A 16,099-nucleotide genomic window follows, 5' to 3' on the forward strand; every position below is an offset into this window, starting at 1 on the left:
CGGATCTTGTATGCAAAACTTGGGAATTTTGGGTGGAACCTTTGATCCCATTCACTGTGGACACCTGTTGATGGCGGAAACTGCTTTATCTCAAGCGGCTCTAAACCAGGTCATTTGGGTACCGAGTCGCTGTCCTGCCTACAAAGTGGCGGTGGAATTTGAGCATCGCGCTCAAATGGTGCAACAAGCGATCGCAGACCATCCAAACTTTGTTTTCTCGCCTCTAGAGACAAATTGCACCCGTCCAGATTATGCCATTAATACCCTTTTAGACCTCCAGATTCTCTACCCGAATAGCCGCTGGCACTGGATTATTGGTACGGACGCCTTCAAAACCTTACCCCGTTGGCATCGACGGCAGGAACTTGTACCCGCTTGTGAATGGTTGGTAGCACCTCGTCCAGAAGAACTGCCGCTCCCGGTGGATGATAACCGAGAAAATTTGCTCTGCCAGCAGATTGTTCAACAGCTTGTCGCCCAAGAGTTGACGATTCGCTGGCAGTTGTTGAAAATGCCGAAAGTGGGCATTTCATCAAGTTTGATTCGCCACTATTGTCGCCAAAAACACTCGATTCGTTATTTAGTCCCAGAAGCTGTCAGAGTATATATTTCCATCCACAACCTCTACGGAGGCGAGATTTTAAATTAATTTGGAATTAAAATAATGATTCAAAATTATGAGCCGTTTTAATTTTGAATCATTATTTTAATGATTCTTGAATGCTTCAGAACGTCCCGATTCAGGCAGACCATTCCCTTTCTCAAACAACGCTAATAGGTAATTTGGCTGGGGTTGAATGGCTTCATCATAGTTAGCGAGTGGGCGATCGCTTCTTGATACTGTCCTTTACTAAGCTTGTAGCCTCGTAAATACCAGGCGATGAAGTCGTCTCGGCTTAAGTTTCAGCACTTGGTCAAAAGCTGGTAGCGCTTCTTTGTACTTAACCTAGCCTCCATAACTCGCAAGCGAGGTTAAACAACTCAATCAGTGCTTTTAACTTAAGCAACCAGTTTCGGGGTAGATATGGAACAACCAGTTAGACTAGGCGCTGGAATGAGAACGAGTACCCTAAAACTTGCGATTTCTGTAGTTCTCAGAGTACCTAATGCTACTACCGTCAAAAAATTGAAATTCTTCACTTTATGCTTTTAGGCACTATTCGTACCAAACAATAGCTACAAGTTTTTACAGGGATTAATAATAAGAAAATAGATTTAATTAGCAATTAAATCGCCTAAATCGGAGAAAAAACCAATAAAATAATTATCTAGGCCAAAATTCAGCTCGCAAAAGCCTCAAAATAGGTTCACTTCCGCTTCGACTCGCGCCCCTTCCCATAGCCTCTAGCGGTAGAAGTTGTGCCACGCTGGAAACGAGCACGTCAGCGATCGCGCGGTTTCTCTAGATTTTGTCCTTTTTCCAGTCAAGCAAAGATTCGTTTCGATCCACAACGGATTCGATTTAGGAGAATCGCTGCAAACCACTAGGTAGAATTGTTCAGCCTTTGCGATATGATTGGGGTCATTAACAGGAAATTCTGTAGGTCACAAGACAGAGGGCAAGACGCTGTGATTAGAGTAGCGATCAACGGTTTTGGACGCATCGGACGTAACTTTATGCGATGCTGGCTGGGTCGGGAAAATAGCCATATAGAAGTCGTCGCGATCAATGACACTTCTGACCCAAGAACCAACTCCCACTTGCTGAAATATGATTCCATGCTTGGGAAGTTTAACGCTGATATCAGTTACGATGACAACTCCATCACTGTTAACGGCAAAACGGTCAAATGCACATCGGATCGCAACCCAGAAAACTTGCCCTGGAAAGATTGGGACATTGACCTGATTATCGAATCAACTGGCGTCTTTACCAGCAAGGAAGGGGCATCCAAGCATATCAAGGCTGGAGCGAAGAAAGTTCTGATTACCGCTCCCGGTAAAAACGATGACGGCACCTTTGTGGTAGGCGTCAACGATAAAGACTATGACCACGACAAGCACGTTGTGATCAGCAATGCCAGCTGCACCACCAACTGCCTAGCGCCTGTTGCCAAAGTGCTGCACGAAAACTTCGGCATTATTAAAGGCACGATGACCACCACCCACAGCTATACCGGCGACCAGCGCTTACTGGATGCTTCTCACCGGGATTTGCGGCGGGCACGGGCAGCAGCGCTCAACATTGTTCCCACTTCAACGGGTGCTGCCAAAGCAGTAGCTTTGGTGTTGCCAGAGCTGAAGGGCAAGCTGAATGGAATTGCTTTGCGGGTGCCTACTCCAAATGTTTCCGTAGTGGATTTGGTGATTCAAGTCGAGAAGCAAACCTTCGCGGATGAAGTGAACCAAGCGCTGAAAGCTGCTGCTGAAGGCCCTATGCAAGGCGTTCTGGAATATAACGAACTGGAGCTAGTCTCCAGCGATTATCGGGGTACCGATGCTTCTTCCATTGTGGACGCCAGTCTAACGATGGTTATGGGCGGAGACCTGGTTAAAGTTGTCTCTTGGTACGACAACGAGTGGGGTTACTCTCAGCGGGTTGTAGACTTGGCTGAACTGGTGGGTCAGAAGTGGAAAGCTTAAAAATGCTGAAAGCTTTGGCTTAGGGTGAGTTGTTGGTCGGGATAGACGCCGGTAGAGTCTCCTAACAAGACGTTTGAGCCGGTAGTAATTTTCCCGACCACAGCGGCTCCTTTGCCCAGTCGTTTGATTAACGCCTGGGCTTTTTCTAACGGTAAGCACAGCACCAGTTCAAAATCTTCACCACCGTATAAGGCCCAATTCAGAGCTTGCTCGGCAGGCACGAGCTGAGTAAGGGCCTGAGAAAGGGGAATTGCGCTGCGCTCGATATAGGCACCCACTTGGCTGCACCGGCAGATTTGCACAATGGCGTCTGCTAAACCGTCGCTGCTGTCCATGCCAGCCACTGAAATTTGAGATTTTAGATTTTGGATGTGGGATGGAAAATCTAAAATTTCCCACAAAAGCGGCAACACATCTAGCCTAGGTTTGGGACGCTGGTGAGCTTCGATTAAAGATGCCTTGTCAGTTTCACTGAGGCGTTGACCAAACTCTGGGTGAAGCAGTAATTCTAGACCAGCTCGTGAGGTTCCGTGAACGCCAGTGACGACAATGGCATCCCCTACCTGAGCATTTGAGCGCCGAAGGATCTGAGTTGGGGAAGCTTGACCAAAGGCGGTAATCGCGACGGTAATCACCGATGAGCGGCAAATATCGCCGCCGACGATCGCTGTATTGTATTGTTGCAGGCATTCGGCGAGTCCCTGATAGAGTCGCTCAACCCAGGTGACAGGTGTATCACCCGTGACACTCAAACCTACAGTAATGCCCAGAGGCAGTGCCCCCATTGCGGCTAGATCGGATAAATTGGCAGCAGCAGCACGCCAGCCAGCGTCTTCTGGGGAAGTGGTGCGATCGCTAAAATGAGTTCCATCTACCAGTAAATCGGTTGTCACTACCAATTCTTGACCGGGCTGGATGGTCATCACCGCCGCATCATCCCCCACAACTTCCGGCGGACAAAAGCGCTGCAATCGTTCTAATAAACCTTGTTCTCCAATATCTCGAATTTTCATGCATCTAAACTATTCAGTGTCTGATAGTTTAGCGGCTAGAAGAAACGCGATCGCTAAAATCGACTTATCCAGCAACATATCTGTCGTAGCTACCAGCAATTGTCCAAGCTCAGTCTCAAGATGACATTATCTGGCGTTTGGCAGTCTACCTCACCCGCAATCTTTTCTAAATTGGCAAAAAATCGGGACTAGAAGCCTTGTTCAGCATCTAATCCCGATTAATATATGCATTGTTTAAAACAATGGAGAATTAGGACTTAGCAGCTTGACGGCGGCGGCGAGAAACCACTAAAGCACCTGCTACCATTCCTAAACCTGCAAGGCTTGCTGGTTCAGGCACGCTCACGTTTTGAGCGAATACCTTATAGTCAGGCCCGTTAAAGCCCTTGTGGCTTGTCAACCGGAGACCTACAGCCTTCTGTGTCCCTTTCAGACCTAAAGAACCAACCTTCTGATTTTCGTTGATTTCTTTGGTGTTGATGCTGTACCCAGCATCCTTCCACATGTCTCTGGTAATCTTGAACTTGTCTAGCACGTTGCCAAATTTATCCAGGGACTCAACGAATAAATCGCTGTTTCCAGGGCCTGGATCGTTCGCAGTAAGAGCGTTACCTCGTTCCCAGAAGAAGAATGTGTCTGTTGCCTTCCCGAAGAAAACTTCGATTATAGATGTTCCATAGTCGTCTTCAGTGTCAATGATGCTGTTGAGGTTCAAGTTGCCTAAGCTAGCAACGATATCAGCAGCTGTGGGGTTTTCCTTTTTAGGACCCTCTGGGAGATAAGGGTCGCTGACTGTACCATCTCCGTGGTCGGAACTGCCGGGGCCAGTTTTTACCAGGTCATTTTGGATGATTTTGGCACCTGTAACTAGCGAGAAGTCTTTGAGCGTCTTGGAACCAAAAGTAACTGCTTCTAGCTTGATATCCTTTTTGGGGTCAGCAGGATTTGGAGAAAAGGTGGTGCCAAAATCAAATGGAGCGAAAGCTTGAGCTGAAGTCGCGGAAAAAGCTAGAAGGCTGCCAGCCATTAAGCTCATGAAGGCTGAAGTCTGTTGAAGTTTCATCTGGTTCACCTTAATTGATCCGAAGTTCAAGATTTTTAATGTCCGCATATTTAGGGATTGAGCCGTGTTGCTATTTTTTTGTTGAACCTAGTAGTTTGCTTGAGTGATACGGATGAGTGCGTTGAAAACTACTTAAGCACCTGATGAACGAAGACCAATTACCTAAGAGATGACTCTAACTTTTAGTAGCAAACTCAGAAGACCGCGTAAATATGCTTGGCTTTGTTCTTCCTAATATAGGGAATCATTCGAGGGGATAGCAATCATTCGGACGTATCTTTACTGACTCTTTAACATCAGCCGTAGTTTCTCCAAAAACTTGTAAAGTTGGTGTGAAGTAAGGCTTTAGAAGTGGGAATATATATGTATCCGGATTTTTAACGATTAAATAAAAACAATTTTTGGGATTTCCGGGAAAATACGGTTTACTAATTTCATACCATTTAAAAATAAATTAAATATACGAAGAAACACTGAGACGTTAAAAATTGAAGTGCGGAAAATACTGAAAAATTAACTTTTAAACTTGCTAAAGCTAATAGTTATTACGAGAAAATACTTAAAAAATAAATGTGAAAACGGGCAAAGCCCTTTCCACGTTGGGGATAAACCCCTAGTTAAAGAAAGGAATGCTTCGCCCGTTTAATTTCCAGCCAAAAAAAACGGATTGTATCAGACTATGGTAATTTTAGAGATACTTTAACCAGTTATTCAAGCGGATTTTAAACAATTTTGTGCTTCCTGGGCTACTTGCTCGACTTCATCATTCGCTAGAGCTTCTAATGTTGAGCGTGCTTCTGCTCCACCTAGACGCTTGAGTGCTTGTACGACCCGGTAGCGAATCTGCCAATCCGAATGGGTGGAGTAGGGAACAATGAGGGGAACTGCACGCGGATCTCCCAGTTCTCCCAGTGAAGAGATAGCAGCAGTTTGGACTAATTCGTTCCCAGAGGTGAGGGCTTCTTCTAGTAGTTCAAACCCTCTGCTGTCGCCCATTTCTCCCAAAGCAGCAACAATGCTGAACTTAACGAGCCACTCTGGGGTTTGGTTGTAAACTTGCTGCAAGTCCTCAAAAGCTTCTTTTAACTGTAGCGCTCCCAAAGCATCAGCAGCGGCAGCTTGGACATCTGCTTCCGAGTCATTGAATAGGCGATCGCGCAAAACACTCAAAGATGTTTGCAAATCTTCCTGTCCCAGAGTATCCATCTGGCTGACAGCGGCATATCTAACGCGGGTGTTGCTGTCTGTCACAGCGGGTTGCACCAGCTCAAACGCGATCGCCCTTTCCAGCTGGCGCAGCTGGTTAATGCCGCGAATGCGATCGCCAAAATTTTCTGAACCCAGTAATTCTTTAACAGACTCAGGGGTAATGCTCATTATTATTTGATTATTGATTAGTTTTCAGTTGTCACTCGTTATGAGTCATTAGTCATGAGTCCTTTGCAGCAAACTCCCATTGACTAATGACCAAGATTAATCCACCTCAGATGCCATTGCCCGCACAATATCCCCACGGGTGAGGATACCAATCACCTGAGCATTTTTATCAATCACCGGCAAGCGGCGAACATTTCGCTCGTGCATCAGCGCCGCTGCTTCCCGTAAAGGTTTCTCGGCTGTAATGGTAATGGCATCGTGGGTCATTACTTCCCCAACCGTTTGCCCCAGAGACTTGTGCAGGTCTCGTTCAAAGGTAGCTGGATTTTGCAGGTAGATCACGCTGTCTAGAAACATGATGTAAGCCGGGGGAGTCACCCCTTTTTCTTGCCACATCAAGTCAGTTTCCGAGATAACGCCCACCAATTTGCCAGTTTGTTCGACTACTGGCAGACCGCTGATGTGTCGTTCTGCCAAGATTTGGATGGCCTCTTTGAGAGGCGTTTCAGGCCGTACCACGATAGGGTCGCGGCTCATAACATCGGCTACAGTTTTGGGCATACAAGGCTTAACTGCTGTCACAGGATAACTGGCTTAATTGTAAGGAATTGCAGGGATCAATTGTCCTTTGTCAGTTATCAGTTGCTGTTGACGAATCGCTAAAGTCGGTTTCGCAGTAGGCGCGGAGGATATGCGTACAGTTTGCGATCGCACCTAAATGGGCAATCTCATAGCCGTGCGTGTTTTGCGTCGGAAACGCCAGACACGCAGCACGGGCGACATGACCGAACTTCATCGCAATTGAGCCATCGCTGCCAAAACCGCTCAACGTCGCCAATTGCACGGGGATCTTCAGATTCTTCGCAACTTGCCGCAACTGACGATTTAAGGCTTCATCGTATATTCCATAGCCATCTTGGGAAAGCAACACCGGCGCATTCCCATCAGCGATCGGGTATTCCGGAGCCAAAGGACAGATTTCCAGCGCAATCAAAGCATCTACACGCTGCTTCTGAGTAAAGTACATTGCGCCAATTGCCCCGACTTCCTCTTTCGCAGACGCCACCAGATAAATATCAACTGGGGGCTGTTTTACGGTTTCAGCCAGCGCTAACAAAATTGCGACAGACGCCTTATTATCCAGCGTGTAACTGGCAATCCAATCCTTCAACCGCACCGGACGCTTACGATGCTTCCCGACTACCATTCGGGTTCCCGGTCGAATTCCCGCTATTTCTAATTCTTCGGAGGTGCATTTGGTTTCCACCCAAGCGTCTTCCCAGCGCACTGGTTTGTCTTCCTGCTGGGATTTTTGGGGGGATTCGTGGGAAATGTGGCGCGATCCAAAAGAAAGAATCCCGGTAATCGTTTGCTCGTCTCCCAGTAAATCTACAGCGCCCTCGCCATAAACCCACGGAAACGCGCCTCCCAGCCTGCGGACTTCCACTTGCCCCTCGTCGCCGACTTGTTTGACAATTCCGCCAATTTCATCTTTATGGGCGGTGATAGCGATGCCTCTGTCTTGCTTTTGTCCGGCAATTTTCGCAATGATATTCCCGGCATTATCCTGCCAAACTTCGACCCCTAGCGCTTTAAATCGACTCATCAACAATTGGTCAATTTCTTCTTCCGCACCGCTGGGAGAATGGTGCAACACTAACTCTTCAATGGTGTTAAATAGATTGTCGTAATCCAACAAAGCCATGCCTAAAAGTATGAAGTGTGAAATATCAAGGATGAACGGTGAAATTTAGCCTGAATACGAACCTATTCATCCTTGAGTCTTCATCCTTTATACTTCAGTCTTGATTGAGCTGGCTTTCGTCTGTTGGCCTTTCAGCACCAAAGCCGTGCCTAAAGCACCAAACGCTAATATACCGAACGTAGAAGCCGGTTCTGGAACGCTTTCCTGGGAGTCGGACACCAGCGCAGGCGTCAACGTTGCAGAGGCGGATTGTCTCAATAGCTGATTATTACTCGCGATCGCAGATGCCTGAGTCTGTTGCCCTAGCACTGAAAAGGCATATTTTCCTAATATCTTATGAGCAGTCGTCGTCGGATGGATGTTATCCCAGAACAAAAACTTGTCTGCATTAACAGCACAGGCAATTAATTTGTCTAAACAAGCCTCAGTAACATTTCCCAAACCAAATTCCTTTGGATTAGCGATGACCCGATCGAATAGAGAATTAACATCAAGGGGGATAATATTGATGCTGTCACCTAGGTTCTGGCTCAAACTCTGGCTCAAACCATTGAGGCTTGCAGCTAAGCCGGAGTTATGAGTCGCCGTCAAGACGCTGAGGTTGGCTGAATTCGAGCTTGTCCGGGTGTCCGGAAGTTTCCCCAAATCTGGCAAGTTGACCACCATGATATTTTTAGCGCCGAATGTAGCAAGCGACGTTACTGCCGTCGATAAATTTCCGACTGGTATAGCAGCATTGGTTACGCCACCACCGATGTAGTCATTGCCACCTGCCCATACGATGTATAATGCATCCGGATTAGCCGGTAAATTGGCTTTTTTGAAGTTATTAATCTGCTGCTGCAAGCCTGGTAAATTCAGCACTACGCTAGGAACGATATCGTTCAAGACGTTACTGTTTCCCGTAGTTGCACCACCGTAAGCCAGATTAATATTTGAATTGGAAGTTAATCCTAAATATTGGGCGAGATAGTCTACCCAAACTGGACCGTTGGAAAAACGTCCATCAGAGTAAACCGGGCTTGGCGGAATATATCCTTTCGTAGCATCAAACAGATTTCCATCATCGGAAAGGCTATCCCCAAAAACATAAATTGCATTAAAATTCTGAGGCGATAAGCTTGCTGCTTTTACTGCTGTTGGCAACCCAGCGATCGCGCTGAGGGGTAACGCACTCACAAGAAATACTGCCCTCAGGCTAGAAAACACTCTTTGGAAGGACATTGTGTTTTTTCTGTAGTCAGGCTAGCGAATAAGTTTATTTGTCAGTTAGTCTTTTACTAAATTGCTATTTGACAGCTAAAAACTTTTCCCTCTAAAGATACATTTCTCTACTATCATCCTTCTGTCTTTCTAGGTAGCAGACAATAGGAATTTTTACATTTGTAGAGGTGTGGGAACGCCCAAAACTTGTAATTTTTTAATTAAATTATATGAGTGGCAATTTTCAGTTAGTTCAACTATCTATCTCCAGCTATATCCAGCTTGGAGAAATTCTGCAATTTTTATAGGCTTCAAATGCCAACGGTAGGAGAATTATGTCAATTACTCCATCAGATGTGACTGCCACAATCTCTTTTCAATATTGCCTAATTTTCCACTGCAAGACTGGCTATATATCATCCATCTCGTCCTTTTTTTTGCGGTCACTTGTTTTATCAATTATTAGAATTATTAGAATGATTCCTCGTCCCTTTAAAACTCGTTAAATTAATTCAAATCATCGATACCTCAACCGCTCTATCTGCTTGGAGATGAGAAACATTGTATGATTTCCTTCTTCTGCCAATTATCTTCACTAAATAATTTTCCTATTCAAGTATCTAACACTTGCCGTGAGTTAAAGACCTATCAGCACTCGCTTAAAACCAATACTAATTGTGTAAATTATTGATAGACTTATTCAACTTAGAAAATCTATCATTTGAGGCCAGAAGTCCCTAAAATCTAAAAAGTATCAAGTGTAAAACATCAAGGATGAACGGTGAATTTGGCTTTAACAGGAACGCCTTCATCCTTGAGTCCTCATCCTTTATACTTCAGTCTTTATTGAGCTGGCTTTTTTCGGTTTGCGCCGCTTCAGCGAACCTGCTCCTAAAGCACCGACTGCTAATACACCCAATGCAGAAGCCGGTTCCGGAACGCTTTTTTGAGGTTCGGATGCGGGTGTCAGCGCTGCAAATGCTAAGTCTGCCACTAGCTTATGACCAGCGGCTGTGGGATGGATGTTGTCCCAGAACAAATAACTGTCTGGGTTATCGCATATATCGTAGGTGGAATCTTGGGGACCCTCGTAGTTGGTTAGGCAAGAGTCAGTCACATTTGTGAAACCAAATGTCTCTTTATTTGTGATGACATTGTTAAATAAAGAATTGATATCGAGAGATTTGAGCTTGATTCCGTCTAATGACTTGCTCAATTCACCAAGACTATAGCTCAAGCCCGAGTTATGGAATTCGGTCAACTGGTTGAGACCGTTGGACATGGCAATACCGCCACTAAGACCGACAGGAGCCTTTCCCAAATCTGGTAAATTAGCTACGAGGAAATTTCGAGCGCCGAGGTTGAAAAGCGATGTTACCGCTGCCGATATATTCTTGACAGGCTCAGTTGGATCTGTAACGCCACCACCGAGGTAATCATTACCACCAGCCCATACTATATATAGAGCTTCTGAGTCAGCAGACTGCTTGGTTTTCGCCAAATCACTCTTAAACCAATCGATCTCCGTTTGCAATCCCGGTAACGGACCAGCGACGTTATTGGTTCCTGAGGTAGCACCACCGAAAGCGAAGTTAATACTGTCACTAGAGTTAGCTCCTCCCGCAGTGACCAGAGCCGGAGCTAATCCCAACTTATTTGCCAGAGCATCTACCCAAATCGGGCCATTAGAAAAGCGTCCCTGATAGTAGGGTGGAGCTTTGGGAGAAGATCCTCCCGTTAGATTGAAAACATTTCCAGTATCGGAGAGGCTGTCACCAAAGACGTAAATTCTATCAAAGGATGCCGCTACTGCCTTAAGTGGCAATAGGAAAGAAAAAAGAACAAATCCTGTGGCTAGAATTTGTTTTTTCATAGTGATCTCTTTCTCCGTAGTTTCTGCTACATTTTTCTCAACTGTATAAACTTTTGTATAAAGTTCTTACAAACTTCTCCCAAAATAGTGTGAAGTTTCTGTGAATTTAAGGATAAATTCAGTAAAAACTCAAGGCGGTAGTATTATAATTTATTTTTTTAAGAGTTTTTTATATAGATACTGAAGCTGCCTCCACTTACGCTTTTCAAGGGGAGCTGTTGTATTCCAAAAAATGCGCGAAGCGATCGCTTACCTCCAGCAAGGGCTTTGCCTAATTGCGATCGCTTCATTGACTGTTTTTGATTGTCAAGCTATTGATTAGCAGAACTTGACGGTGTAGGCTCCGGCGTAGATGTCGGTGATGGCTGGCTCTGTTGACGCTGGCTCTGCAAAGCATCTTGAGCAGATACCCCTTCACCTTCAGCGCCAAAGTACCAGACAGCTGCCGCCGCCTCAGCCCTCGTCACGGGTTTTTTCGGCTGGAACAGCGTTGTATACCCAAAAACCCGCCGGATATTTGCCAATTCCCCATTTTGAAAATCTGCCAATACTGCCCGCAACGCCTTCGGCTCAGTTTTACCTGCATCCTGAAATCCCCACGTTTGCTTCACCGCGTCAACCGAAGCCGTGGGCAAGGTCTGGCGGGTATCTAGGGGCACTTTCCAGAGAATCAAGTTTTCGCGGGTAAGCGGTGCATCGGGGCGAAACAACACAGCGGTAGCATCACCCGTCAACCGACTGGGAATTAAACCTGCCTCCGCTAAACCTTGAATTGCAGGAAAATCAGGGTCGCTGCGGGGAATATCCTGGAAAGCCGGTTGGACATCTGTTGATGCTAAACGGATTTGCTTGCCCGGACTATTGCTATAAATCTGATTATTCGCAGCTACCAACCAACGCGCATACTGGCGGCGGGTGATGGTTTTATTTGGCTCAAACTGTTCGCCTGCGGCTGAATTACTCTTGGAACCACCAGAGTTGAGCGAAAGTACCCCCAACACTGCCAGGTTTTCTACGTACTGACGTAATTCTTGGGGTGCTTTGTTGATATCTGTAAATACAGAGGGTTGAGAAGGAGACCCCGGCTTGTCTGTTGTTGCCTCAGCCGTTGGCTGACTGGCGACCTCTGAGTTACTCGATGACGGTGCTGCTGCTGCGCTGCCGTCGCGGACATACTGAATCGTAAATTGTGTGGTACTAGCTGCACTACTCGCTGGACTATTAGCAGCAGCCGCTGGAGTCGGTGAGGGTGTTGAGATAAAACTATTACTACCCGAACCTGACTGGATGGAAACGGTAACTTTCAGGTTATTCTGGCGAGCTACTAAGGTATCTGTTGGAGGAACAGCACCCTCCTCAGTCTCAGTTGGCTGACTCACAATTTCCCAGTTATTCGATTGAAATTCCTTCTGGTAAAAGCTTTGGACAGAGTTGCTGGGGTCAGTAGTCGTCCAACGAAGGGTCTGTCCTTGATTGGGATCGGACGTTGATGGCGTGACTTCTTGCAGCTGAGCCTCTGGATAGACGGGAATCTCCGATGGGAAATCAGAGGGGAGTGCAACAAGCGTTTCGTTCGGAGAGTTATTTTGAGATGGCAACCCAAACGCAGCCGGATTGTCCTTAAGTTTAGGGTCTGCTGCGAGCGATCGCTCTAGTGCTTCACTGTTGGTACTATTGGCGCAAGCACTTAAGGAAATCAGCAAGCAACCAATAAATCCGGTAAGTATAACAGGACGTTTAGACAACACAGGGCAAACTGGGAACACGTTTTACTTTCTACGCTAGCGCAGAAAGTAAAACGTGTTCCCAGTCAGTTCAATATCATTTTTTAGCACCTTGTCTAGATGTACCTTACCCAAACAAGGGGCGTTGCACATTGGACGGATGATAATTTCGCGCTCATACACTAAGTTTTTCTTTGCATATGAACGCGAAATAAACCCGAAAATCAACGGCGCAGTTTGCTGCCCAATACCAGACCTACTACAGCGATACCAGCGATTCCAGAAGGTTCTGGTACATCCTTAAGATTTCCTTTCAGGACAACCCCATCATTACCGCACTCAATAAAAGTATTAGCAATGTAGTTACCGCCTTCAAACAGAGACTTGCTAAACTGGAACCCAATCGTCTGAGAACCACTTGCGGAGAATTTAGCGAAGTCAAGTCCAGCAGTACTCAATGCAGAGGCAGTGAGCATGGTAATGTCACCCACTTTTGTCCCTGAACCAATTACATTGAGAATGGAACCTTCCCCGAAGTATGCATAAGCATCCGTTTTGGTAGCCAAATCCGTGCCTTGAGTATTCTCCCGATCCCATCCAGAATTATAATATTGCTTCAAACTGCTATATCCGTCGTTTGTTGCAGTGACGCTAGCAGCTTGAACATTTTGGTAGACGCCAGTGCTGGAAACCATTGAATCATTAGTTGCTGCAAAGCGAATTCCAAACAAACTCTTTGCATCACTAGCAGCTTTAAAAGTTTTATCAGTGAAATTAAAGAATAAATCTCCCCAACCAATGTTTTTGTCAGCAGCGCCACTCGCGTAAGTTCCTGTCAAGGACGTACCACCAGTCAGAGCGACAAAAATGCTGTCACTGGTTTCCTTGATTGCCATCCCTTTAATTTCATAACCCGATCCACCAGAGCCATCATTAAAGGCATCAATGCTATAGTTCCAATCTTTGTGTATTGTTCCCGCGTTAGCCTGCTGTCCAGTCATAGAAATAAAGCATAGAGTCGCCGTAGCACCAGCCATTAAGGTTGCAATATTACGCAATTTCATATTATGAAAAATCCTTTTGTTTGCCCTAAATTTATGTCTTCCCTTAATTTGTAGCAATAACTTTATTGATTGTCTCTAGATAATTTTTCGGAACTTTAAGTTTTTGTCAAAAACCCAAAAACGAAAAAGTTTTATAAAACTGTATATATAAATCAGTATCTTTTTATAAAATCTAAAGCTTGCTTTTTAGACTCAGCAAATCTAGTTAAATAAGAACAAGAAGAATTTTTAAAAATTGAGAAATATTACAGCCTGCTGAAATCCAATGGATCTAAACCAGAGGCCGCGTGGTATCTTGGCTGAGAGCTGAAACAAGCCAAAACTGTCTCTGTGGCTAACAACGCCAGATATTTTTAGTTGAAACTTTTATGGCATCTGAGGAAAAGGATTTAGCCGCCGTCAACGAATCTCCACAATTTGCTACCTCAAACTCGACCCAACTGGGACTTCCGCCTGAGCTTCAGGCAGGTGCTTCTTCCCAGGATGGAGTCAATCAAACTGAGGCAGTTGTTGCTGAGAAGACAAAACAAGAGCAACCCAAACGGGTAGATTCCGGCGGACACAAAGAAAAAAATGCAGCGGGAGGGGGAATATGGGAACAATTAAGAGAAAACCTGCAAATTCTATTGATTGCCCTATGCTTAGCCCTTTTTATCCGAACATTTGTTGCGGAACCCCGCTATATCCCCTCTGATTCTATGCTGCCGACCTTGCAAGTGGGCGATCGCTTGGTAGTGGAAAAAATCTCTTATCGCTTTCGGGCACCCCACCCAGGCGACATCGTAGTTTTTGACCCTCCCCAAAAATTGCAAATTCAGGGCTATGCGAAAGACCAAGCCTTTATTAAACGAGTGATTGGCACACCGGGTCACGTCGTTAAAGTTCAAAATGGTAAGGTCTACGTGGACGACTCGCCCCTCCAGGAAGACTACATCGCAGAACCCCCAGAATATCAGTGGGGACCAGCGCTGGTGCCTGAAGACCAGGTATTAGTCATGGGAGATAACCGTAATAACAGCAACGACTCCCACGTTTGGGGCTTCTTACCCCAGAAGAATATCATTGGTCGCGCCTTCTTCCGCTTCTGGCCTCTTAGCCGGATTAGCCGCACTTAAGTCAAAGTTTTGAGTGATGAGTTTTATCTGTTTTCAATCCAAAACTGAAAACTCATCACTTTTCCCGATAACTTATTCAAAATCGCAAATAATGCATTAATTGGGCAGTTAGATTTCCAGGAAGCGATAGGCGTTGCTGGAAATTAACTAGGTTGCGGTACGACCCCGCAACGAGACGATTTTGCACTACTGTGACGGCGAGAACCGCGTCAATCAATGGAATCTGCATCAGTTCTTCGACAGACGCTGTATTCGGGTTGATGAGTTGCGGCGTTGCCAAACTAGAGTCGTCGTAGTAACAAAATCTAATCACTGCCTCTAGAGGTTTTAGCCGAGCGGGTGGCATTCCTAGTGCTGCTGCAATATCCTCTATGCAGAAAAATTGAACGCCAGATCGAGCAAGGGAAACGAGCGATCGCGCTTGATGAATTGATAAGCCTGGTAATCTCAGCCAATCGTCTACACTTGCCTGATTTGCATCAATCTTGATACCAAGTTCCGCTGCGATCGCAATTTCTTGAGTGGATTGCAGGCGGTAGTAGGGATCGTTCAAAATCCTGCCCCGAATTGACTGCAAATTTGGATTTAATCGAGCTGCGGGTGGTAGCCATTCAAACATTCCCATAAATGTCAAGCGATGCGATCGAGCCATTGACGGCGCTTTTGCTCAAATTCATATTCTGAGATCAGTCCCTCTTCCCGCAGGCTGTCCAGTTGGCGCAAGGCATCTGCGATCGCACCCACCCGATCGGGATCGACGCCGACGGAGGAGGCAGCCGGTTCCACGCCCAGATTAAAATTCCGGTCAAACTCATCCCCATCTTGCACTAAATACCAAAACCCTTCAATCGCGCTAGCAATCCGAGGAATCGGTGTCCCCCACGACAAGAGCAAATAAGCCAGACCCCATACCGGCTGTCCCATATAAAACTTGTGGAATCCAGCAACGGGTATCACTGCCCCCACCAACGCCAAGATAGCTGCAACTTTTCGATTTTTTGCCTTTGTTAACATGAACCGCACCACTCCATGACCCCTTGGCTCTTGCTTGCAGACTGATTTCCTGCTTCCTGAAGCTGCTGCCAAATTTTACTGCCAAATTTTCCGCAAAAAAGCTTAGGGAAAGCAGAGAATTTTCCTATCGAGACCATACTTGCGATGGAAGCAATTGTCTTCTTCCATAATATTGATTTTCTCCCTTGAGAAGGCTTGCAGATGCTGGGCGCTGATGATTAGTCAAAAACTGGATATGCTTTACTAAAAGCTTCAGGACTTACGCAGGTACGCTATAGGTAGTGGCATAGGGGCTGATAGAGCTACATCAAAAAAAACTAATTAATTGAGCCTGAGCATGTTAGTCTCAAGTCGAGTAGAGATTG

14 protein-coding genes are annotated in these 16,099 nt (G+C 45.9%); 3 read left to right on the forward strand and 11 right to left on the reverse strand.

Features of this window, described 5'->3' with window-relative positions:
• Positions 1–10 precede the first annotated feature (10 nt).
• Complete coding sequence (gene nadD / locus NDI33_RS20965) at positions 11–649, forward strand: nicotinate (nicotinamide) nucleotide adenylyltransferase (RefSeq protein ID WP_190672520.1); 639 nt, start codon at positions 11–13, stop codon at positions 647–649.
• A 920-nt stretch (positions 650–1,569) separates the two neighbouring features.
• Positions 1,570–2,583, forward strand: a complete 1,014-nt coding sequence (locus NDI33_RS20970) for a type I glyceraldehyde-3-phosphate dehydrogenase (RefSeq protein ID WP_190410558.1) — start codon at positions 1,570–1,572, stop codon at positions 2,581–2,583.
• Here the strand turns inward: NDI33_RS20970 and thiL are convergent.
• The 9 genes from thiL to NDI33_RS21015 form a co-directional block, all read right to left on the reverse strand.
• Positions 2,580–3,596, reverse strand: coding sequence for a thiamine-phosphate kinase (gene thiL / locus NDI33_RS20975; protein WP_190672523.1), 1,017 nt, complete (start codon positions 3,594–3,596; stop codon positions 2,580–2,582). The two genes, NDI33_RS20970 and thiL, sit on opposite strands and share 4 nt — an antisense overlap.
• A 250-nt stretch (positions 3,597–3,846) precedes the next feature.
• Positions 3,847–4,659: an exosortase-dependent surface protein XDP2 gene (locus tag NDI33_RS20980; protein ID WP_190672527.1), complete on the reverse strand. Its 813-nt coding sequence runs from the start codon at positions 4,657–4,659 to the stop codon at positions 3,847–3,849.
• A gap of 711 nt (positions 4,660–5,370) precedes the next feature.
• Positions 5,371–6,036, reverse strand: a complete 666-nt coding sequence (gene nblB / locus NDI33_RS20985) for a phycobilisome degradation protein NblB (RefSeq protein WP_190429129.1) — start codon at positions 6,034–6,036, stop codon at positions 5,371–5,373.
• 96 nt (positions 6,037–6,132) lie between these two features.
• The gene (locus NDI33_RS20990) at positions 6,133–6,597 is read right to left on the reverse strand and encodes a CBS domain-containing protein (protein WP_190410554.1); all 465 of its coding nucleotides are present in this window, start codon (positions 6,595–6,597) and stop codon (positions 6,133–6,135) included.
• Positions 6,598–6,667: 70 nt separating this feature from the next.
• Positions 6,668–7,741: a M20/M25/M40 family metallo-hydrolase gene (locus NDI33_RS20995; protein WP_190672530.1), complete on the reverse strand. Its 1,074-nt coding sequence runs from the start codon at positions 7,739–7,741 to the stop codon at positions 6,668–6,670.
• Positions 7,742–7,828: 87 nt separating this feature from the next.
• The gene (locus NDI33_RS21000; protein ID WP_190672533.1) at positions 7,829–8,965 is read right to left on the reverse strand and encodes an SGNH/GDSL hydrolase family protein; all 1,137 of its coding nucleotides are present in this window, start codon (positions 8,963–8,965) and stop codon (positions 7,829–7,831) included.
• Positions 8,966–9,773: 808 nt separating this feature from the next.
• A complete protein-coding gene (locus NDI33_RS21005; protein ID WP_190429126.1) occupies positions 9,774–10,817 on the reverse strand; it encodes an SGNH/GDSL hydrolase family protein in 1,044 nt (347 codons plus the stop codon).
• A gap of 311 nt (positions 10,818–11,128) precedes the next feature.
• Positions 11,129–12,565 carry an S-layer homology domain-containing protein gene (locus NDI33_RS21010; protein WP_190672536.1) on the reverse strand — a complete coding sequence of 479 codons (1,437 nt, stop codon included), beginning with the start codon at positions 12,563–12,565 and terminating at the stop codon, positions 11,129–11,131.
• A gap of 200 nt (positions 12,566–12,765) precedes the next feature.
• Positions 12,766–13,605, reverse strand: a complete 840-nt coding sequence (locus tag NDI33_RS21015; RefSeq protein WP_199302279.1) for an XDD3 family exosortase-dependent surface protein — start codon at positions 13,603–13,605, stop codon at positions 12,766–12,768.
• Positions 13,606–14,195: 590 nt separating this feature from the next.
• Here NDI33_RS21015 and lepB point away from each other — a divergent pair.
• Positions 14,196–14,720 (forward strand): signal peptidase I, encoded by a 525-nt coding sequence (gene lepB / locus NDI33_RS21020; RefSeq protein ID WP_347275843.1) that lies wholly within the window; start codon positions 14,196–14,198, stop codon positions 14,718–14,720.
• 76 nt (positions 14,721–14,796) lie between these two features.
• Here the strand turns inward: lepB and NDI33_RS21025 are convergent, their stop codons facing one another.
• On the reverse strand, positions 14,797–15,339 hold the full coding sequence (locus NDI33_RS21025; protein WP_190672557.1) for a helix-hairpin-helix domain-containing protein: 543 nt from the start codon (positions 15,337–15,339) through the stop codon (positions 14,797–14,799).
• 11 nt (positions 15,340–15,350) lie between these two features.
• A complete protein-coding gene (locus NDI33_RS21030) occupies positions 15,351–15,734 on the reverse strand; it encodes an NINE protein (protein ID WP_190534968.1) in 384 nt (127 codons plus the stop codon).
• Between the last annotated feature and the right edge of the window lie 365 nt (positions 15,735–16,099).

It is taken from the genome of Trichocoleus sp. DQ-A1, from assembly GCF_039961955.1.
In the GTDB taxonomy this organism is placed as follows: Bacteria; Cyanobacteriota; Cyanobacteriia; order Cyanobacteriales; family FACHB-T130; genus FACHB-T130.